Below are 19,580 nucleotides of genomic sequence, written 5' to 3' on the forward strand. Positions count from 1 at the left end.
CCGGACACCTGAAGAAAAATCTTTTCAAGTTTTTCAGAGCCGGGCCTTAAAAAGCAGGTTTCCAAAAGCAGAGAAAGACAGGCGCTGCCAAGCCCATGGTTCCGTAAATTTTCGGTAATTTCAAACCCGTAAAAATAGGAGGCGGACTGTCCCCTGAAATCCAGATAACAAAAGCCCACAGGGCTGTCCTCTATCAGAAAGGTACAAAGGGAAGGTTCCTCTTTATTACCGTGGGTTATGGAGAGTGTAAGAGACTCAGAAAAACGGTTGTTATTTGCCAGACCGGTTTTCAAAAAATCAGAAGAAGAAAGCTCCATTAAATGTTCCTGATACCAAAGACCGGCTCCTATGGCGTTAAGGGTCAGGACAGTATCCTCGCAGGTTTCTTCTGCAGGAAAAATCAGATCATTGTCTCCAGTCTCCTTCAACAGCTCTTCCAGAAGCATCATGAAATATCCGCACTGCCTGTTTGGCGGAAGGGTATAAGCGCAGCATTCATAGTCCCCGCTTTCATTAAAAAATGTACAAAGAGCGGATAAGAGGCTGTCTTCTTCGTATAATAAGAAAAAAACACATTCCTCTTCCATTGGAAAAGTAAGAGAAATATGGTCATGCTTTCTGCAGGTATCCTGCAGGTGGAGCAAGTCACTGATTTGCGTTTCGCTGGGGGTTTTCGTTCGTATAATATTCATTTAAGACTCCTGGTTCGTTTTCGTATAGTATAATACAATAAAATGTATAAATTCAATCAAATATTTTCCATATTGCTGATTGTTTCTTTGAAATATGGGTGATAGAATAAACACAAGTGAAGGAGTGGAGGGATTTAATTGAAAAAGAGAGAAGAAATACCGGTTTGCGATACCTGGAACCTGGAGGACATTCTGCCGTCAGAGAGTGCATGGGAGGATCTGTTCCGTGAAACAGAACGCTCGCTTTCAGGTTATAAAAGATATGAAGGACATCTGGCAGATTCAGGCGAGATGCTTTTTTCCTGTCTGAAGTTTGATGAGGAGATATCCCTAAAGATAGAAACATTGTTTGTATACGGAAAGCAGAAATCCGATGAGGATACAGGCAATGCCAGATATCAGGAATTTTCCTCAAGGGCAAGGTCCCTTTCCTATGAGGCAGCAGGGCTGTCATCATTTATGATACCGGAAATCCTGGAAATGACGGAGGAAACCCTTGATCATTACCGGAAGAATACGGCCGAGCTTACTCGTTATGACAGAACCTTGGAAATTATTTTAAAGAAAAAGGCCCATACGCTGTCAGCTTCTATGGAAGCCTTGCTGGCAAAGTCCATGGAAGCCACCTCCGCCCCTTCGGAAATCTTTAATATGTTTAATAATGCGGATGTGAAGTTTCCTGAAATCATGGATGAAAAGAATCAGCCTGTCAGGATCACTCATGGAAATTATGTTGCCCTTATGGAAAAGCAGGACAGAAGGGTAAGAAAATCTGCGTTTGAAGCCCTGTACAGCGTCTATGGTCAGTTTGGCAATACTCTGGCTGCTACTTTTTCTTCCAATGTGAAACAGGCAGCTTTTTACGCAAAGGCAAGAAATTATCCCTCTGCCAGAGCCCATTCCCTTGGGGAGAATGAGATCCCGGAGGAAGTGTATGACAATCTCTTAAATGCGGTTCATGAGGGACTGCCCAGTCTCCATGGATATGTATCCGTAAGAAAGAAAGCCCTTGGAGTGGATGAACTGCATATGTATGACCTATATGTGCCCATGGTATCAAGGGAAGAACGTAAATATACTTTTGAGGAAGCCAAGGCTATGGTGTTAGAAGGCCTTAAGCCACTGGGAGAGGACTATTTATCTCTTTTACGAGAAGGCTTTAATAACCGGTGGATCGACGTATATGAGAATGAAGGAAAGCGGAGCGGCGCTTATTCCTGGGGTGTTTACGGGATCCATCCATATGTATTGTTAAATTTTAACGGAACTCTTGACAGTGTCTTTACTCTGGCTCATGAGATGGGGCATGCCCTCCACAGCTGGTTTTCCGATAAGAACCAGACTTATATAGATGCAGGATACAAGATCTTTGTAGCGGAGGTGGCATCTACCTGTAATGAAGCGCTGCTCATCCGGCATTTATTGGAAACCACGTCAGATAAAAAGGAACGGGCTTACCTTGTGAATCATTTTATGGACAGTTTCCGGGGGACTCTTTACCGGCAGGCCATGTTTGCGGAGTTTGAAGCAGAGACCCATCGCCGTGCAGGGGAAGGTGAGGTGCTTACTGCTGAGGTTCTTTGCAGAATATACCACCGGCTGAATGAGGAGTATTTTGGCCCGGATATGGTGGTTGATCAGGAAATCGATTATGAATGGTCCAGAATTCCGCATTTTTACACACCATTTTACGTATACCAGTATGCCACAGGGTTTTCGGCTGCCATTGCCATCAGCAGCAGGATTCTTATGGGAGATGAGAAGACGGTCAAGGGATATTATGAATTTCTAAGCGGCGGAAATTCTATGACTCCTATAGACCTATTAAAGCTCTGCGGCGTTGACATGGGGACAGCAGAACCGGTAAAGGATGCACTCCAGGTGTTTGCCGGGCTTTTGGAGGAAATGAGCCGGCTTATTTAAGTCTGGTTGTTGGATAGAGGAGAGGGGAGCAGGTATGAATCTGTATCAGATGATATTTAAAAGAAGATCGATCAGGAAGTTTAAGAAGGAACAAGTCCCGGAGCAGCTGCTAAAGGATATCATTTATTTTGGGGATAATATACCAAGGCTGCACGGGGATATTCAGATTAAGCTGGAAATAAGTGAAAATATGGAAGAGCATCTGCCTGTTAAGGGATTATGGAAGGTAGAGGCGCCTTATTATCTGGTATTTTACTCGGAGGAGAAGGAGGGGTATCTGGCAAATGCAGGATATGTGCTGGAGCATGTTCTTTTATATATGACCGGAAAAGGACTAGGCACCTGTTATCTTGGGAGTACCAGGATTCCGGAGCCAGGGCCGGCAGGGATGAAGCAGGTGATCGTAGTTGCCTTTGGCTATCCAAAGACCCTGCTTTACCGGGATCCTGCAACGGCAAAACGGCTTCCTTTAAAGGAATTATGCGTGTTTAAGGAAGAAGCCGGAGAATCCATGAAAAATATTTTAAAGGCTGTCCGTCTTGCTCCGTCGGCCATGAATACCCAGCCCTGGCGCTTTATCGTTTATCATGACAAAATCTATGTATTTTCCTGCAGGGAATTCCTGCCGTCATCTTCTCTTGTATCCATGCGGGAGATCAGCACCGGGATTATGCTTTCTCATTTAACCATTGCTGCGGAAGAGATGTGGATAAATGTGAAACTGGAAGCAGAGGAAGCCATGGAGAAAAAGTCTTATAAAAGCGGGGCATATGTGGCTACGGCATTTTTAAAAGAGTATAAATGCTGAAAAAATGCTGAAAAGATCGTTCGACTGGTACAGAAAGAAAGGGAAGGTCCTCCATTTGGGTCCTTCCCTTTTTGCCTATATTAGATTACTCAATGGTGATATAGTGGTTTTCTTCGATCAGTTTAGGAGCTTCTTTCGGAACGACAAGCTTTAAGATGCCGTTTTCAAAAGATGCCCTGATATCTTCCTGTTTCAGGCCGGAGCCTACATAAAAGCTTCTCTTTACAGAGCCGCTGTAGCGTTCCCTGCGGATATAGTTTTTCTGGTCCTTCACCTCATTTTCGGAAACAGTGTCCGCGCATATGGTCAGATATCCTTCTTTTAATTCGGCCCGCACTTCCTCTTTTTTATAGCCTGGAAGCTCGATATCAATGACATAGTCGTTTCCGTTGTCCTCAATGTCGGTTTTCATCAGGGACTGCCTGTTGTGATATGCATCCGTAAAAAACGGATCGTTGAAAAATTCATCAAATAAGCTATTTCTTCTTGTTAATAACATAAAGGTTCCTCCTTTTAGAAATTTATATGTCACCGGTTTTTCCGATGCATTGCTATTTGTTATACATGTAATATAACACACGTTGTTAGCACTGTCAACTGGTGAGTGCTAATTGAATTGTGAAAATTTTGTGAACATCACAGCTAATAGTTGGTAATTGCTCCCTTATGCACCCTGTCCAGATCATTTTCACTGCCATACGTTTGCAGCGGATAAACCATATCATACCGTCCGCTGCCAGTTTTAATAAAGAAATGAATCCCCCATTGAATGTACAGGCAGGAGATGGTAGAATAACCATGTTTGCTAAAAAGAAAGTTGAGGAAAACGATTCATGAAACGGGAAATTGATTGGAAAGAGATCTCAGATGGAAAATTATATAGCTTAAACGATATGGTAAAGGCGGATTGCGGCGACTGCAAAGGCTGTTCGGCCTGCTGCCAGGGGATGGGGCAGTCGGTTACCTTAGATCCCCTTGACTGTTTCCGGCTGATGGTAAATCTTAATTGTACTTTGGAGGAACTGCTGGCAGAGAAGCTGGAACTTCATGTGGTGGATGGAATCGTGCTTCCAAACTTAAAAATGGGTGGAAATGAGGAAAGATGCGGCTTTTTAAACCAGGAAGGGCGATGCGGGGTTCATAGCTTCCGGCCGGGGATCTGCCGCTTGTTCCCCTTAGGGCGGATCTATGATGAGCAGGGATTTCAGTATTTTCTCCAGGTACATGAGTGCAGGAGAGAAAACAGGGCAAAGGTCAAAGTGCGCAAATGGATTGATACCCCTGATGCAAAGAGGTATGAAAAGTTTGTGTCTGACTGGCATTTCTTCTTAAAGCGGCTGGAAAGAAAGCTGGAAGAAGATAGGGATCAGACATTGGCAAATAAAATCAGCATGTATGTTTTAAAACAGTTTTATCTTACGCCCTATGACAGGGACCAGGATTTTTTCGATCAGTTTGGCAAAAGGCTTGAAGCCAGTTCTTTCTTATGATAGAATTGGTAAGAATAAAAAAAATAAGGGAAAAGAGATCCAAGGAGGAAGCTATGATCAGGCAGTTAATAGACAAAATTCAGAAAACAAAAGCCCCAATCTGCGTAGGTTTGGACCCCATGTTAAACTATATACCAGAGCATGTTATAAAAAAGGCATTTGAAGAATTCGGTGAAACCTTAGAAGGCGCTGCGGAAGCTATTTGGCAGTTCAATAAAGAAATTGTTGATCATGTTTATGATCTGATCCCATCCGTTAAGCCACAGATTGCCATGTACGAGCAGTTTGGCATCGAAGGCTTGAAAGCGTATACAAAGACTGTTAATTATTGCCAGGAAAAGGGGCTTTTCGTCATTGGAGATGCTAAGAGAGGAGATATTGGTTCCACATCAGCCGCTTATGCTACAGCACATATCGGTCAGGTGAAGGTTGGAAACAAAAGCTTTACTGCTTTCGGTACAGATTTCCTTACGGTCAATCCATATTTGGGGACCGATGGCGTGAAGCCCTTTGTGGATGTATGCAAGGAAGAAGACAAAGGCCTTTTCGTTCTGGTGAAAACCTCTAACCCTTCCAGCGGGGAATTCCAGGATCAGCTGATTGACGGAAGGCCGCTGTATGAACTGGTTGCAGAAAAGGTTGTGGAATGGGGAGCAGACTGTATGGATGGCGCTTACAGCAATGTGGGAGCTGTTGTGGGGGCCACCTATCCGGAGATGAGCAGGATTCTCCGCAAACTGATGCCAAACACCTATTTCCTGGTTCCGGGATACGGCGCCCAGGGAGGTACGGCAGAGGATCTAAAGCCATGCTTTAACGAAGACGGCCTGGGAGCTATCGTAAACTCCTCCAGGGGAATTATTGCAGCCTATAAATCTGAAAGTTACTCCCGGTTTGGCGAAGAGCATTTCGGTGAAGCCTCCAGACAGGCGGTTATTGACATGGTCACCGATATCAACAGGGTATTATAGGGGGATCGCATGGCAAAGGTAAAGGAAATTGCAGTGGTTGCCAGCCAGACACGGCTGGGAGACGATGTATACAGCATGTGGATTAAGACAAAGGATATCACTGCCCAGGCAGAGCCGGGACAGTTTGTTGACCTATATACAAAGGATGGAGCAAAGCTTTTGCCCCGCCCTATCAGTATTTGCGAGACAGATAAGGACAAGGGACTTTTAAGGCTGGTGTACCGGGTAGTAGGGGGAGGAACGGAAGAGTTCTCCCATTACAAGGAAGGAGATTCCGTAGAGGTCCTGGGACCTTTGGGCAATGGATTTCCCCTTGAAGCCGGCGGAAAAGGAAAAAAGGCATTTTTGATCGGCGGCGGGATCGGAATTCCACCTATGCTGGAACTGGCAAAACATTTGCCTTGTGAGAAACAGGTGGTACTTGGATACCGGGATGCCCTGTTTTTAAATGAAGAATTTTCCCCATATGGAGACACTTATATTGCAACAGAGGACGGAAGCGCCGGAACGAAGGGCAATGTTTTAGATGCAATCCGGGAACAGGGCTTAAAGGGCGATGTGATCTTTGCCTGCGGACCCACCCCCATGCTGAAGGCTCTTAAGGCCTATGCCCTTGAAAATGAAATAGAATGTTATCTTTCCCTGGAGGAAAAGATGGCCTGCGGCATTGGGGCCTGTCTTGCCTGCGTATGCAAAAGCAAGTCAGTGGACGAGCATTCCATGGTTCACAATAAGCGTATCTGCAAGGATGGTCCGGTATTTAAGGCTGAGGAGGTAGAATTTTAGATGAATACGAAAGTGAATCTGGCCGGAGTGGAGCTTAAGAATCCGGTTATGACTGCTTCCGGCACCTTTGGTTCCGGTGAGGAATACAGCGAGATGATTGATTTAAATCATTTGGGCGCTGTGGTTACAAAAGGCGTGGCCAACGTGCCATGGCCAGGTAATCCCACACCCAGAATCGCGGAAACCTACGGAGGCATGATCAATGCCATCGGCCTTCAGAATCCGGGAATGGAAGTTTTTATTAAGAGAGATATTCCGTTTTTAAAGAAGTATGATACGAAAATCATTGTCAATGTATGCGGAAAGACAACAGAGGATTATATCGAAGTTGTGGAGCGGTTGGCGGATGAACCGGTGGATATGCTGGAGATCAATATTTCCTGCCCTAATGTGAAAGAGGGAGGAATCGCTTTTGGCCAGGATCCCAAAGCGGTAGAAGCCATAACAAGGGAAGTTAAAAAATATGCAAAGCAGCCGGTTATCATGAAGCTAAGCCCCAACGTAACGGACATTGGGGTCATGGCAAAGGCAGCAGAGGCCGGAGGCGCAGATGTGCTGTCCCTTATTAACACCCTAACCGGTATGAAAATTGACATTAACCGCCGTACCTTTGCAGTCGCCAATAAAACAGGAGGCTTATCCGGTCCGGCCATTAAGCCCATTGCGGTACGTATGGTATATCAGGCAGCCAATGCAGTGAAGCTTCCCATTATCGGTATGGGCGGGATCATGAATGCCGAGGATGCCATGGAATTCATTCTTGCAGGAGCTACGGCTGTTTCCGTAGGAACGGCCAATTTCCGGAATCCTTATGCTGCGGAAGAAGTAGCCAGGGGCATAGAGGATTATATGAAGAAATATCATGTAGAAGATATCAGGGATCTGATAGGAGCTGTACGGTAGCAGTACTATTTTGAACGGATTTATTGAATTCATAGAAAACCCTATTTAAAACATGGACAGGCTCCCTTTCTCCTTCATGCAGGTAATATGTTAGGCAATGATCTTGAGCGGTTTATTAATAAGCATATTGCTTTTGTATTATAGGCTCTGGTACAGCGTGGAAAGCTGCTACAAATTATACGGTTTTGATGATTGGTGAATTTGTTTATGAAAAACAATAGTAAAAGTCACAAACTCTTTTGGGCCATAAAAGTTCTTATTGCGTATTTTATATCCTATTTATTATGTCAGTATGGTTTTATTACTTTACACAATTCAAAAGAATGGCCTTTGGTTTTATTTCTCTTTGGATATGTCATTATTTTAATCGGCAGTTTCTTCTATTTGAAAAAGCTTATGGTTTCTACTGTTGCAGGATATATTATCGGGTTTTTATGCGGTATAATGTTTAATAAAGACGGTATGGATCCAGGTGGTGGAAGGACAAACAATGCGTGGCTAATCTGGACGTTCTCATTTTTGGGAATTGTAATTATTGGTATAATTTGGGAAATCATAGATAAATGCATAAAGAGCAATGGATACAATAAATAATTAGCCTGAACTATCTGACTGGAACGGCAAATGGAAATAAACTAATTAAATATATAGGCATATTGGATAGTAACACCTGATATGCCTATTTTTATAACTAGATTTGGTATGATTTATGTAAAGGGTTTAGAACAGGGAAAAATTATGGAAGAACTGATTCGTAATATTTTACCCCTTAATGCTTTGCCTTTCCCAATAATAACCGGTGCCATTGTTACAATACAGTTTAGACCGCCTATATTTGCTGAAAAATCTATAATATTTCCCATGCCTTCAAGATCGCCTGTTTCCATAAGGAACGGACATACCCGCTATATTCCTTGATAATTGAATAGACTTTACACTTTGGTCATGTTATAATCTTTACATATAAAAAGGAGGACGAACCCATGACGGATAGTGAATTATTGCAAGCTATGGCCGATATGTTGGCACCTATAAAAACTGACATTAAAGATATTCAGTTAACGCTTGAAAATGAAACAAATCGTAATATTGCTTTAATTGCTGAAGGTCATCTGGATTTGTCACGGAAATTAGATGATGCATTGAAGGTAGAAAACGAAAAAGAAATGCTTCTAATTAGAGTTAATCGGTTAGAAAATGAAATTAGACAAATTAAAGAAAAAATTAATGTAATTGCATAAATAGTCGCATAATCATGAAAGAATGTAAAGCCCATTAAAAATTGAGGGTCAGCATTCTTTTTTGTTTTGCATTGAGTATTGGTAGGACCTCATTTCAAAATTTCCTTATGGATATTCACAGCCTCGCTTAAAACGTCCAGGTCATTTAATAAATAATTCGGACGATTTAAATCATATTGATAATTTTATAATATTACTTTTTAAAACTTGCATGACCCAGTAAATGGTTTACAATTAATATTGGCAATAGATTGTTTGCCCATAAGGGCAAGCTGGACAAATGGTTACTATATCAAATTTTATATGAATGTTAATTGAAAATACGTATTGAGTATGGTAAAATTAGGGACGGATGTTCTAACAGTAATCCTTTCCCCGAATTTACGCAGGAAGGAGGACATATTGGGTAAATCGCTCAAAGGGAAAGTGATTTGGGTTGAAGAATATGTTATTTTAGTAAAGATGGGAAATACTTATTTGAGATGCGCGATACCAAGATAAATCATGGGAAGATATATTCCTCTGACCTGAAACACTGTCATGGCGTTAAAGAGGCAGAAAGCGCAGAAGCAGGATATTATCTTTGAGGGAAAAAAATCACTAGAAGGTTATAAGGATTTTGTATTTGTTACGAAAAACAATCAGCCTACACAATTGTTTCTTTTCAAAGAATGTATAGGTGTGATTATAAAAAATATTCAAAAGGAAGATGCTGGCTTTAAATATTTTACACCGCACATATTTAGACATACTTTTGCAAAACAGCTATTGAAAATGGAATGCAGCCCATAACACTTCAGCGTATACTTGGTCATGGGAGACTTAAAATAACAATGGATTTATATTGTCATGTGACAGAAGATACACTGTATACGGAGATGCGGAAAATGGAACAGAAACATGCTTAAATGGTGTAGTAATGGTGTAGTAGAGCAAGTCCAATACATATAGAAGAGATTGTAAAGTGCATAAAATAAGGAGAAAATGACAATATGGAACAGTATAAGCAGGAATTTATTGAATTTATGGTAAATGCAAATTCCAGACCTCTAATTTCCTTGTAAATGCTTGATTTTACGGCATTTGTGGCGCATTATTCAAATATCGCACTTATCGTAAATTATCGTGAAGTAAGGTATTTTAACATTAAAATGGTACAAAAAATGGTACACTAAAATCGGTGGAATTAAATAAATTAGGACATTAGCATAAGTCCTATATCAGTTGTAGCAATATGATTGATATAGGGCTTATTTTAGTGCCTTAAACTATAAAGGCACATATTACCCACTCATAGCTTTAAATGGCTATACGGCTATTTTGGTGCGTTCCAGAGGTATTATAAAGGTGTATCTTGTAATAAGGGTTTCATTTGATGCAAAAAACAGAAAAGAAAGGATAAAAAATTATGGCAAAGAGAGTAAGTAATATGAATGAATTGGCTGCTGCTTTAAAGCCTACTATGTTAGGTATGGTTGATGAGATGACGGAAAGCGTGTATCAGACATTGAATTATTTTCTACAAGAGTATTATAGTAGCTACGATCCCAAATACTATCGTAGACAACGTGATTTTCTACGTTCAGCAGTAAAGGTTGAGCCAAAAGTAAAAGGAAATAAAATAATGGCTTCTGTGTACATTGATACAGATTCTATGGACAGTTATTATGATGCAACGGGCTATCAGGTTGCTACATGGGCAAATCAAGGGTTACATGGTGGATTAGATGTGGGAGACAATACACCTCATGTTTGGGACGACACAATTGAAAATACCGTTAATAATGGGGAAGTATTGAGATTGGCAGTCGCATATTTGAAAAGTAAAGGATTCTCAGTAAAACTTTAGGATAGTATAAGTTCATAAACTGACATATGGATCGAATATGGTGCGCTTTGATATGTCACAGGAGAATATAGGCACAAGTTGAAATGACAGTTTCATAAGGAAAAATAAATCACAGGAGGTAGTTATAGATGAATAAGAAAACATATGATCGTGGCTTTACTGTTAAGAGAGCTACAGAGCAAATCTACAAAAGAGAGGACAATACATATAACAAGAAGACAATCAAAAAAATATTGAAGATGTATGCAGAGGAATGTATGGAAACATTAATAAATGGTGGGAAGATTAATATTAAGGGTGTAGGAACGATCCGTCCCAACATAATACATTCTGTACATTGTGGACTTCCGGTAATGAAGGATAGAGAAGATAGTTCTTATACAGTCGCAAGACTGAACATTTGCACTAGTGATATATTAAAGGAACAATTAAAGGAAAGATTAAGTGAAAACCTAGAAAAAGGAATTGATGGATTGAAAGGAGAAGAAGAATGATTGGAAGAGTGATCAGATATTTTGATGAAAAGAAATACGGATTCATTCGTGGAGAGGATAACCAGACATATTTTATTCATGCGTCAAAATTAAACGGTGAGCATATAAATCCTGGATATCTTGTGTTTTTCAGGCCGTTTTCTAATGATAGAAGCGATTATAATGCAAAAGACGTTATTGTGATCGATTCAACTGAACGCACTAAAAGTAAGAATTAATAGGAGGTATGCATATTGGAGTTAAAAGACAGAGTTACAATTATCAGTCCTGAAAATATAGATGGACTCTATCGGTTGTATGGCAATATGGCAGTCAACGATCTTAAACGGATTATTAACAAGCATATTGCGGTTGCTATTGAAGAAATAATGGAGGATTTGAATGTCAAACAGAGTGCCACATTGTAAAGAGTGTGATAGATGTCAATATACAGATCTGTTTTATAAGGACTTCTATTGTTGCAAGGAAAATAAACCATTCACCTTGTTTGGAAGATTAGGCGTAGATAGTCCACCAAAGACAAGTCCTAAGTGGTGTCCTAAGAGAGAAGTAATCAAAACACCGCGGTGATTGAGCTATTGAAATGGTAATTCCTAACTGGTGGGAAGTAAAAGAAAACCAGTATCAGGATTCAGGAGTAAATCTATTTGACGGGCTTAATTCTAAGCTGGTCAATTCTATGTGTTAGTAGGGTTCAATTTGAACCCAAGTCAATTCAGCACACCTATTCCCATTGATAAAGAATGAAAGTAAGTAAAAATAGAATATGAGCGATTTATAAGGCTGTTTCCCATGGGGAACGTCCTATTTGCTATGCCATAAACGGACATAAGTAACTGAAAGTATCGGTTTTATAATGGTTTACTATAAAATAATGGACATAAATAATACAGAGCAAAAAACACAATATATTTTAGATGAAGACAATAATCTAGTTGAAATTTTAAAGTCAGAAGTTAAGCCAGTGGAGAATCCAATTAAGTATAATTTGAAAAATGCATTTGAGGTATTTGTGCTGATAGATGGAACTGAAAACTATTGGATTTCTAATTACGGGAGATGCGTAAATAATCTTAATCACAAGAAAAGAGATAAATATTATAAACATAAAGAGGGAGATGTTCACTATACAATATTTGAGATTGAAAGAAAGGCTGTAAAGAATCGACGAGGTAGATTGACAGGAGAAATTGAAGAGTATAGGCACAAACATGAAACTTCTCCAAAGGAATTAGTCGCCAAGACATTTTTAAAACCATACGGTGGAAGAAAGAGAATATGGAATAAAGATGGGGACTATTTAAACAACTGGTATAAAAATCTGATCTATGTAACTGATACTGATTATAGAAGCTTAAAAGCTGGTAAGATTACATGGCAAAGTCTAAATTATGAGCAAGAATATATTGAGTATGAAAATAAAGCAAGTTATGAAGCAATGAAAATTTACGGAAGTATTAAAAGTAGAACTATAAATGCAGAAAACAACAAGTCTATAGGTAAATGCTATGATTATTCTTCCATGTGTCAATTATGGCTTGATTATCCAAAGGAATTTGTTAAGTGGTACCTGGAGCACTATTATGAAGTTGAAGACGAATCAATGGCTGTAGATAAAGACTTGTTTGGAAATGGCAGTATTGTATATTCGCCTGAAACCTGTTGCATATTACCTCAAGGATTAAATACAATGCTTGCTAATTGCAAGAAACATTATTTCGATGTTAATGCAGAAGATAATATGTTACCAATAGGAATAAGATATAGTCCTAAAAGTAATAAATATTACGGTCGAATTCAATTTACTGGCACAGATAAACAAATTAAATTATCAGAGTGGGATACAAAGGAAGAAGCGTTTGCAGAATATAAGATTATGAAGCAGGCAGATATACTTTCAGTAACTGCACATTATAAGGAGAGTATTCCAGATTATATTTATAATGCACTACTGAAGGTAGAAGTGAAACCATATTAATTATAGGGTATATTGGATATAAATATCTGATATACCCTATTTTTTTTATATTGAAGATGTGGTATAATTTTATTTTAAAAGTAAGATTTTATTTAAATTTTGAGGTGTAGTATGGAAAAGATTTTATATGCTATTTTTATTCCGATAATTCTATGCATAATAACAAAATATGTTGAATCGCTATTTATAACAAAATCATATCCTAAATTAAAGGTTGAATCGGTAGATGGCTTATTTTATTTTTACTGGTTTATCGTTTGGTTTTTTATAAATTTATTACTTGCTGTTGTTACAATATTATTATATAGCAAATTAAAATTACTAAGCGACGAAGATGTTTTTGGGTTTCATATTTTTATGAATTGGTACTTAACAACAATATTATGTTTTTCTTGTAAGAGTATGAAAAATAAAATTATATATCGTAAAAGTATAATAATGAAGTTTATTGCTTACATTTTTATAATTCTTCCATCAATATTAATAAACACATTGTTTTATTATAAAAAACCTGGTGTTCTATTATTTTTTATAATATTGGTAATGAATATTGCGGGTCTATTGTTTTTTAATGAAAGATATGATGCATATATATGTGAATTTATTAATATTACACTAAATAATGGAACTAAAATTAAAGACATTAAATCCAGTGATATAGAAACAAATAGTAAATGGTTAGTTATTCGGAAAAAATGTAATAAAACTTATTTAGATTTAAAAACCATAACAAGAATAGATTATTTTGGTGAATATTTTAGAGTGGATCACGATATTTTTTTTTCTAAAGATAAACTGCATTCCTTTTTTATAAGTAAAACTATAAACAATCATTAAATTTCTTTGTACGCTAAGGGGTATGTAAGGAGCTTATAGATACCTTGCAGAGGCAGTATCGTGTAAACATAGCGGGGCCAACAACCTTTACAGTATTATTAAATAGCATACAAATGGGATTTAATACACTTGCTATTCAGAAACGCTCTAGTGATGTTTGGAATGTACTGTTAAAACAGAATCTACTAGGTCTGAAACTGTTCTTTCCGCAGCTCAGAAGCGTATAGAGCAAACAGGAGAAGAGCTGGACAAATTTATTGGTGTCAGAACAAGGAAAATAAATAGTAAGCTCAGGGAGGTATCTGAACTTACTGCAGTTGAATCGGAAGAATTATTAGATAGTGCTCCAGAAATAGAAGAATAAAATAGTATTAAGGAAAACATTTTTTATTTTATAGGTATGATATATTAATAGTAGAGAACTATACTAGGGGGAGATAATTATGTGGGAAAAACAATTTCGTTCAGATAAGTCTATGTTGTATAGAAGAAAGTATAAATGTCCTAAGTGCGGTAACTATACATTATTATTAATTCACGATGAAAGCTGTGAGTGTGCAGAGGGGTGTGATGATAGTGATATAAATATTGAGTTGGTAAAAAATAATGATGATTATAATGGATATTTTACTAGTGAAGAAATAAAAGAAAATTTTTATACTGATTTTGAAGCAATTGAGGAATTGCTTTCTCAGTGTATAATCAAGGAAGATCCTATAGCTATTTCTGTTAAACAAAAAGAAAAAATTGAAGAGTATTCAAAAAGATCAGATATTATAGATAAGAATTTGGATAATGCAACAGCCAATTATTTTAACTATTTTGAAATAAACAAAGTTGACGAATTTAAACCATATAACTATTTGATAACTTTAATCGAAGATATGCATTTCTTCCTGAACCTTATATGTAAAGATGTTAATTTATTTGAAAGGACTGTTTCAAATAAGTTCATCCATAATGAATATATGTATTCAGGTCGTTTTTTTGCAAATAATGCTATTGATCATTTATTTTTAGCGAATGAAAGGATGTATGTCATATTAGGTATATTATATAACTTCGATTTTAAAGATGATCTAAGCCAGAACAGAACTTTTAAAATTAAAAACGCTATAAAGAAAAACGAGAACTATTTGAATCAATTTGCTTCATTAATTAATAAATTGAATGGTAATGTTCTTTACAAAGAACTAGAAGAAATTAGAAATAGTAATGAACATGATTTGAGTTATATGTCAAAAAAAGTCGTAGAAACTAAACGTAGTGAAATGTTAGATGGCGATCAAGTTGATAAAGAATTTTATTTACCCAAAATAGATAATATAACACTTTGTATGGACATACTTTATTCAATACTAGAAAAAATTGTTCAAATAGTAGATAATTATCGTTTCTATAATATGCAATCGTTTCCAATGCATGAAATATTTTTAAAACAAAAAATTAACTTAAAATTGAAAAGCTTTGATCTAAAATATTATGAAGGTTTAGAAAGATACAATAAATCATTAGAAGATAACATTATATGTTTTAATGGAGATTTAATGATAACAGATACTTATTTTAGACTAGATGAAGTTCTACATTGTATAAGGGATATTTATAATCATGCAAATGGATCTCAGGATATTAGCCTAGTGAATTTTAATAACTACATAGAAATTGATTACATCATCTATAGTGCAATAACGAGATTATATACTTGCTATGACAAAATTAGTCGGTATTTATCATCCCACTATACGGAATTTGAGTGCATAAAATACTTTGATGATTTCTCCAAATTAAAAAGCAATAATACAATTTATAAAAAGATTGATATCATATTAAAAAATGATGCGTATAAAACTCTTAAGGAATTGAGAAATAATATTTACCATAATTTGCGATCTGGAATTATTTTTGGCAAATGTGGTGAAAATTATCACAATATGGTATTAACACAACTTATTCTCGAAAATGAAATGTTATTATTTAATTTATTAGAGGTCATAAAACCATTAAAAAAAATAAGATTAGCAGAAACTCGCCATGTTATTGTGGGAGTAAGTTAAAATATAAATTTTGTCATGGCAAATAAGTATTTTGAGTTCACTTTTAAATTTGTACACATTTGACATCAATATATCAATAAACCAACACTTATAGACTGTTTGTTTCGGAATTGAAAAATTAAGTCTATGTGAAAGTAGAACAGATACACCCTTTTAGAGAAACAAGAATAATTACATAGAATACATAATAAAAGGCTAGGAGTTTAACGCTCCTGGCCTATTTTTTTATTCTAATTTATGTTGTTCTACCTTTCCAAATAATAACCGCTGCCATCAGACCTTGTTTATTTTATAAATGAGAGCTATAATTGCCTTAATATTAATTATATGTATTATCTGATAAAAGGGGTGTATGAATGGCTAAAGGATACGTTGTTATTATGCTAAGCATATTTATTATTTGTACAGGTTGCAGTAGAACCTCGAAAGAAATCGAACTACAAAATAAAGTGGATCAGCTGCAAAAACAATTAGATGAACTAAATGAAGTTGATCATGGAGAAGATGATAGTAATGAAACAATAGATATTGAGGAAACTAATATCCACGTGGAAAATGAATCTGCAACAGAATCTAGCGTAAATGAAATAGCAGATACAATAGAAATCGATTCATCAAATAAATCAAGAAAAGAGATATATAATGATGCATTAGCTAAATTTCAGAGTGGAGAGTTTGAACCTGCACAACAAATGTTTGTTCAGTTAGATGATTTTGAAGACAGTTATGTATATCGTCAATATTTAAAGTTGATTTTTAGTGTTCAAAATAATGATTATAGATTTGACTTAGGAGAGAATATTGGACAAGCTATTCTAATAGATGGTTTAAATATGATTATTGATGGAAATCAGTACTCATTAAGGCCAACAAAAAAGTTTGGATATTATTATTTGACTACAGCAGCTTTAAACTCTAATGGAGAAGAATTATGTATTTCTGGGGATAAGGGACAAATAGATTTAACTAAAATGCAGTTTAGAAATGGCGAAATATCTGTTTTTCGGACTGAAACTGATTCGACATATGTAACTGAGGAAAGAGAGGTAAATAATAGAGAAAGGAAACAGATGATTGATGAATTGCAAGAAAAGGCAAAAGCTTCAAGAAAGTATAATGAGACGGTAACTATAACGGAAACTAAAACTGATCCATTAATTGGAATGACATCTGAAGAAGTTATTGCTTCTACATGGGGGAAACCGATAAAGATCAATAAAACTACATATGCTTGGGGAGTAACTGAACAGTGGTGTTATAAAGATAATAGATATATCTATTTAGAAAATGGAAGTGTCGTGGCAATTCAAGAATAATATTTTTATAAACTACAAAAATATACTTTCATCGTTCTAGTATGAATATTGAACTATTCGGAGTTGAAAATTCAAGTTAATCTGTAGAAGCATCAGATACCCCCTTTTGGAGAAACAGGAATCGTTCCTAAAATGTAATATACCCCCCATACCCTTACACCTACTGACACTGTACCACCTCAACACACACACTCATATAAGCACAAATTAGGCTCAATTTGCCCTTGTTCAGTCATACCCTAACAAGTTCTCCACCTAGCCATATACAAGCCGAAATTGACCCTTAAAACGCTTAAAAAGGCAATAGATTTACACCATGTAAGCATCACATTTCACCACAACAAAAGGCCGGGAGTTTAATCTCTCCTAGCCTTATTTTTTTACTCAAAAATCTATATTATGTTAATCAATGGTTTCAATCTCGATTACCTCGCCTGATTTGTCATATGCAGATATTCTATAAACTTTCCAATCCTCTTTGTTGTGGTCAATTACAAGGTCATAATCTACAATGTATGTGTTTCCAGACGAATCCACAAGAAAGCCGTCTCCCATATCATTTACTTTGATTTTCTTCATTGCCTATTTTACCTTTCAATTTTTTGTATGACAGGGTGTAAATAATCTTACACCCTTATTTTTTTACGCCTGTCTCAACTGCTTTCTTCCTTCTGTCTCAACCTCTGTACTGCCGTAAAAGTTCCGTTTTTTATTCATTGATAAGACTTTATGACTCTTTTTTCTAAAGGCTTCACTATGGTAATACCAAACCATTTGTTTACTTGCCCATCTAAAACCGAATGCACTTAATTCTTGTTTGTGAGGTTTAGTGTTACCTGATAACCATATCCATTGACCGATGATTTCTATAGTAATATCTGAAAAGTGTATTACTTTATTGAGCATTTCTCTTAACTTTTCATCTTCAGCAAAGTCATACTTCATATCCTCATATGATGATTTGTTGTCCTGACTACCGGCTGTCTTGCTGTCGTGTTTATCCTTTAATGTCTGAAACAGCTTGTCATACTCTGCATTGATTTCTTGCGTTGCTTCTGTTGATCCGTTGGGGTTATCAGGGTGAAACCTCTTTAAAAGTTCTTTGTATTGCTTTCTCAATTCTTCCAATGTTTCTACATTACTAAAGTATTTCATATATGAAAGCCTCCTTTGAATATTTGATGATTTCTTTATTAATATAATATCATTATACACAAAAAAACGTGCATAGTCAATAATATATGCACAAATAAATGTGTATATAATTAACAAATATATGCACATTTATTTGTGCATAATGTCAATAGACTATGCACATATATATGTGCATAATGTACTTACAAGGTCAAGCAACACAGACCTACATAAACGGAAACCAATAGCCCGAAAAGCTATGAACTTTAATCCATATACCTGTGAGTGAGCTGAGGCAAAACCAATAGACAGGAAGATGATTTAAGGGTTTCCACTATTTCAAAGGAGAGTAAGCAAATGTGTATGACAAAATCAGAACTTGAAAAGAAAGTAAATGAATTAAGAAGCCTTAAGGCAATGAAAGAAGAACTTGAAAACGAGGTAAAAGCGGCAGAAGTTGAAATTATTTCCTATATGAATGAAAGGAGAATTGATTCAGAAATTACGGATACCGCAAAAATAACTTACAAACTACAAAGCCGTACAACATTAGATAAAGAGAAGTTGACCGAGATTTTAGGCGAGGACTTAAAACCATTTGAGAAAGTTTCTACTTATAACGTATTAAGAATCAAATAGCAAACCATAGGCAGAGGGGAGCAATCCCCAAAGCCTAACTGCTATAATGCCACCTATGAGCGTTCCAAGTCGCTATGAAAAAGGCAGAGGATAGCAGCTTGTCAAAATCATATTAGTGGAGGTAATAAGGTCATGTCAAATGAAGTCAAGGTATTTACAAAAACAGAAGACGGAAGGTTGTCAAAGGTCATTGAGTATAGCACTGGAGGAAGGGTTGAGATTCCAATTAATAGAGACGGTTCTATAAGATGGTTTGACGACAACCAATTGATGAAACAGGAGGGCTGACAACATGAAAAAGTACATAGTTGAGTATCTGGAGAATGGTATTACTTATTCAGTTAAAACATTCATTGACTACGAAATGGCAACTACATTTTATAACCGCATTCGTGAAAGAGAATGGGCGAGAATGTCATAAGCAAGGTAGGGGCAAACGGTTTTCTATGTGGTTCGATTCCA

General features: G+C 36.8%; 24 protein-coding genes and 1 pseudogene. 21 read left to right on the forward strand and 4 right to left on the reverse strand.

The window, feature by feature from the left end:
- Positions 1-692, reverse strand: a 692-nt coding sequence (locus RT269_RS15185) for a GNAT family N-acetyltransferase (protein WP_313183772.1), incomplete at its 3' end; no start/stop codon positions are given.
- Between the two features lie 138 nt (positions 693-830).
- Between RT269_RS15185 and pepF the strand changes: the two genes are divergently transcribed.
- Both pepF and RT269_RS15195 read left to right on the forward strand, forming a co-directional pair.
- Entirely contained in the window at positions 831-2,615 is a 1,785-nt protein-coding gene (gene pepF / locus RT269_RS15190) for an oligoendopeptidase F (RefSeq protein WP_313183774.1), read from the forward strand.
- A gap of 34 nt (positions 2,616-2,649) precedes the next feature.
- Complete coding sequence (locus tag RT269_RS15195; protein WP_313183776.1) at positions 2,650-3,423, forward strand: nitroreductase family protein; 774 nt, start codon at positions 2,650-2,652, stop codon at positions 3,421-3,423.
- A gap of 85 nt (positions 3,424-3,508) precedes the next feature.
- Here RT269_RS15195 and RT269_RS15200 read toward each other — a convergent pair whose 3' ends face one another.
- Entirely contained in the window at positions 3,509-3,922 is a 414-nt protein-coding gene (locus tag RT269_RS15200; protein ID WP_313183778.1) for an Hsp20/alpha crystallin family protein, read from the reverse strand.
- A gap of 334 nt (positions 3,923-4,256) precedes the next feature.
- Between RT269_RS15200 and RT269_RS15205 the strand changes: the two genes are divergently transcribed.
- The 16 genes and pseudogenes from RT269_RS15205 to RT269_RS15280 all read left to right on the forward strand — a co-directional run bounded on the left by RT269_RS15205 (position 4,257) and on the right by RT269_RS15280 (position 17,345).
- Positions 4,257-4,913, forward strand: a complete 657-nt coding sequence (locus RT269_RS15205; RefSeq protein WP_313183779.1) for a YkgJ family cysteine cluster protein — start codon at positions 4,257-4,259, stop codon at positions 4,911-4,913.
- A gap of 53 nt (positions 4,914-4,966) precedes the next feature.
- Positions 4,967-5,884, forward strand: a complete 918-nt coding sequence (gene pyrF, locus RT269_RS15210; protein WP_313183780.1) for an orotidine-5'-phosphate decarboxylase — start codon at positions 4,967-4,969, stop codon at positions 5,882-5,884.
- A 9-nt stretch (positions 5,885-5,893) separates the two neighbouring features.
- Complete coding sequence (locus RT269_RS15215; protein WP_313183782.1) at positions 5,894-6,670, forward strand: dihydroorotate dehydrogenase electron transfer subunit; 777 nt, start codon at positions 5,894-5,896, stop codon at positions 6,668-6,670.
- Positions 6,671-7,573, forward strand: a complete 903-nt coding sequence (locus RT269_RS15220; protein ID WP_313183783.1) for a dihydroorotate dehydrogenase — start codon at positions 6,671-6,673, stop codon at positions 7,571-7,573.
- A gap of 207 nt (positions 7,574-7,780) precedes the next feature.
- Positions 7,781-8,167, forward strand: coding sequence for a hypothetical protein (locus tag RT269_RS15225; RefSeq protein WP_313183785.1), 387 nt, complete (start codon positions 7,781-7,783; stop codon positions 8,165-8,167).
- Positions 8,168-8,625: 458 nt separating this feature from the next.
- Positions 8,626-8,814: pseudogene (locus tag RT269_RS15230) on the forward strand (hypothetical protein); the annotation flags it as partial.
- A gap of 540 nt (positions 8,815-9,354) precedes the next feature.
- Positions 9,355-9,606, forward strand: a complete 252-nt coding sequence (locus tag RT269_RS15235) for a hypothetical protein (protein ID WP_313183788.1) — start codon at positions 9,355-9,357, stop codon at positions 9,604-9,606.
- A gap of 616 nt (positions 9,607-10,222) precedes the next feature.
- On the forward strand, positions 10,223-10,663 hold the full coding sequence (locus RT269_RS15240; protein ID WP_313183789.1) for a hypothetical protein: 441 nt from the start codon (positions 10,223-10,225) through the stop codon (positions 10,661-10,663).
- Positions 10,664-10,791: 128 nt separating this feature from the next.
- Positions 10,792-11,157, forward strand: a complete 366-nt coding sequence (locus RT269_RS15245; protein ID WP_313183790.1) for an HU family DNA-binding protein — start codon at positions 10,792-10,794, stop codon at positions 11,155-11,157.
- The gene (locus RT269_RS15250; RefSeq protein ID WP_313183792.1) at positions 11,154-11,375 is read left to right on the forward strand and encodes a cold-shock protein; all 222 of its coding nucleotides are present in this window, start codon (positions 11,154-11,156) and stop codon (positions 11,373-11,375) included. The genes RT269_RS15245 and RT269_RS15250 overlap by 4 nt, the downstream gene beginning before the upstream one ends.
- A 15-nt stretch (positions 11,376-11,390) precedes the next feature.
- Positions 11,391-11,564, forward strand: a complete 174-nt coding sequence (locus RT269_RS15255) for a hypothetical protein (protein ID WP_313183793.1) — start codon at positions 11,391-11,393, stop codon at positions 11,562-11,564.
- 449 nt (positions 11,565-12,013) lie between these two features.
- Entirely contained in the window at positions 12,014-13,135 is a 1,122-nt protein-coding gene (locus RT269_RS15260; protein ID WP_313183795.1) for a hypothetical protein, read from the forward strand.
- A 111-nt stretch (positions 13,136-13,246) separates the two neighbouring features.
- Complete coding sequence (locus RT269_RS15265) at positions 13,247-13,972, forward strand: hypothetical protein (RefSeq protein WP_313183796.1); 726 nt, start codon at positions 13,247-13,249, stop codon at positions 13,970-13,972.
- Between the two features lie 35 nt (positions 13,973-14,007).
- A complete protein-coding gene (gene rmuC, locus RT269_RS30400) occupies positions 14,008-14,199 on the forward strand; it encodes a DNA recombination protein RmuC (protein WP_442913821.1) in 192 nt (63 codons plus the stop codon).
- A 1,790-nt stretch (positions 14,200-15,989) separates the two neighbouring features.
- Complete coding sequence (locus RT269_RS30405) at positions 15,990-16,055, forward strand: SEC-C metal-binding domain-containing protein (protein WP_442913822.1); 66 nt, start codon at positions 15,990-15,992, stop codon at positions 16,053-16,055.
- A gap of 330 nt (positions 16,056-16,385) precedes the next feature.
- Complete coding sequence (locus tag RT269_RS15280; protein WP_313183801.1) at positions 16,386-17,345, forward strand: hypothetical protein; 960 nt, start codon at positions 16,386-16,388, stop codon at positions 17,343-17,345.
- A gap of 402 nt (positions 17,346-17,747) precedes the next feature.
- Here RT269_RS15280 and RT269_RS15285 read toward each other — a convergent pair whose 3' ends face one another.
- Both RT269_RS15285 and RT269_RS15290 read right to left on the reverse strand, forming a co-directional pair.
- Entirely contained in the window at positions 17,748-17,924 is a 177-nt protein-coding gene (locus tag RT269_RS15285) for a hypothetical protein (RefSeq protein ID WP_313183802.1), read from the reverse strand.
- Between the two features lie 63 nt (positions 17,925-17,987).
- Entirely contained in the window at positions 17,988-18,500 is a 513-nt protein-coding gene (locus RT269_RS15290; RefSeq protein WP_313183804.1) for a J domain-containing protein, read from the reverse strand.
- A gap of 342 nt (positions 18,501-18,842) precedes the next feature.
- On the opposite strand from RT269_RS15290, the gene RT269_RS15295 reads away from it, so the two are divergent.
- From RT269_RS15295 to RT269_RS15305, 3 genes are all read left to right on the forward strand, one after another.
- The gene (locus RT269_RS15295; protein ID WP_313183805.1) at positions 18,843-19,118 is read left to right on the forward strand and encodes a hypothetical protein; all 276 of its coding nucleotides are present in this window, start codon (positions 18,843-18,845) and stop codon (positions 19,116-19,118) included.
- Positions 19,119-19,250: 132 nt separating this feature from the next.
- Positions 19,251-19,406: a hypothetical protein gene (locus RT269_RS15300; protein WP_313183806.1), complete on the forward strand. Its 156-nt coding sequence runs from the start codon at positions 19,251-19,253 to the stop codon at positions 19,404-19,406.
- A 4-nt stretch (positions 19,407-19,410) separates the two neighbouring features.
- Positions 19,411-19,539 carry a hypothetical protein gene (locus RT269_RS15305; protein ID WP_313183808.1) on the forward strand — a complete coding sequence of 43 codons (129 nt, stop codon included), beginning with the start codon at positions 19,411-19,413 and terminating at the stop codon, positions 19,537-19,539.
- Positions 19,540-19,580 lie beyond the last annotated feature (41 nt).

Source organism: Lacrimispora sp., assembly GCF_032078915.1.
Classification (GTDB): domain Bacteria; phylum Bacillota; class Clostridia; order Lachnospirales; family Lachnospiraceae; genus Lacrimispora.

What these genes read in the sequence shown, in the direction of transcription:
- RT269_RS15195 (WP_313183776.1), top strand. Translation starts at nt 2,650, where the DNA reads ATGAATCTGTATCAGATGATATTTAAAAGAAGATCGATCAGGAAGTTT.
- RT269_RS15200 (WP_313183778.1), bottom strand. Translation starts at nt 3,922, where the DNA reads ATGTTATTAACAAGAAGAAATAGCTTATTTGATGAATTTTTCAACGAT.
- RT269_RS15205 (WP_313183779.1), top strand. Translation starts at nt 4,257, where the DNA reads ATGAAACGGGAAATTGATTGGAAAGAGATCTCAGATGGAAAATTATAT.
- pyrF (WP_313183780.1), top strand. Translation starts at nt 4,967, where the DNA reads ATGATCAGGCAGTTAATAGACAAAATTCAGAAAACAAAAGCCCCAATC.
- RT269_RS15215 (WP_313183782.1), top strand. Translation starts at nt 5,894, where the DNA reads ATGGCAAAGGTAAAGGAAATTGCAGTGGTTGCCAGCCAGACACGGCTG.
- RT269_RS15220 (WP_313183783.1), top strand. Translation starts at nt 6,671, where the DNA reads ATGAATACGAAAGTGAATCTGGCCGGAGTGGAGCTTAAGAATCCGGTT.
- RT269_RS15225 (WP_313183785.1), top strand. Translation starts at nt 7,781, where the DNA reads ATGAAAAACAATAGTAAAAGTCACAAACTCTTTTGGGCCATAAAAGTT.
- RT269_RS15235 (WP_313183788.1), top strand. Translation starts at nt 9,355, where the DNA reads ATGGCGTTAAAGAGGCAGAAAGCGCAGAAGCAGGATATTATCTTTGAG.
- RT269_RS15240 (WP_313183789.1), top strand. Translation starts at nt 10,223, where the DNA reads ATGGCAAAGAGAGTAAGTAATATGAATGAATTGGCTGCTGCTTTAAAG.
- RT269_RS15245 (WP_313183790.1), top strand. Translation starts at nt 10,792, where the DNA reads ATGAATAAGAAAACATATGATCGTGGCTTTACTGTTAAGAGAGCTACA.
- RT269_RS15250 (WP_313183792.1), top strand. Translation starts at nt 11,154, where the DNA reads ATGATTGGAAGAGTGATCAGATATTTTGATGAAAAGAAATACGGATTC.
- RT269_RS15260 (WP_313183795.1), top strand. Translation starts at nt 12,014, where the DNA reads ATGGTTTACTATAAAATAATGGACATAAATAATACAGAGCAAAAAACA.
- RT269_RS15265 (WP_313183796.1), top strand. Translation starts at nt 13,247, where the DNA reads ATGGAAAAGATTTTATATGCTATTTTTATTCCGATAATTCTATGCATA.
- RT269_RS15280 (WP_313183801.1), top strand. Translation starts at nt 16,386, where the DNA reads ATGGCTAAAGGATACGTTGTTATTATGCTAAGCATATTTATTATTTGT.
- RT269_RS15285 (WP_313183802.1), bottom strand. Translation starts at nt 17,924, where the DNA reads ATGAAGAAAATCAAAGTAAATGATATGGGAGACGGCTTTCTTGTGGAT.
- RT269_RS15290 (WP_313183804.1), bottom strand. Translation starts at nt 18,500, where the DNA reads ATGAAATACTTTAGTAATGTAGAAACATTGGAAGAATTGAGAAAGCAA.
- RT269_RS15295 (WP_313183805.1), top strand. Translation starts at nt 18,843, where the DNA reads ATGACAAAATCAGAACTTGAAAAGAAAGTAAATGAATTAAGAAGCCTT.
- RT269_RS15300 (WP_313183806.1), top strand. Translation starts at nt 19,251, where the DNA reads ATGTCAAATGAAGTCAAGGTATTTACAAAAACAGAAGACGGAAGGTTG.
- RT269_RS15305 (WP_313183808.1), top strand. Translation starts at nt 19,411, where the DNA reads ATGAAAAAGTACATAGTTGAGTATCTGGAGAATGGTATTACTTATTCA.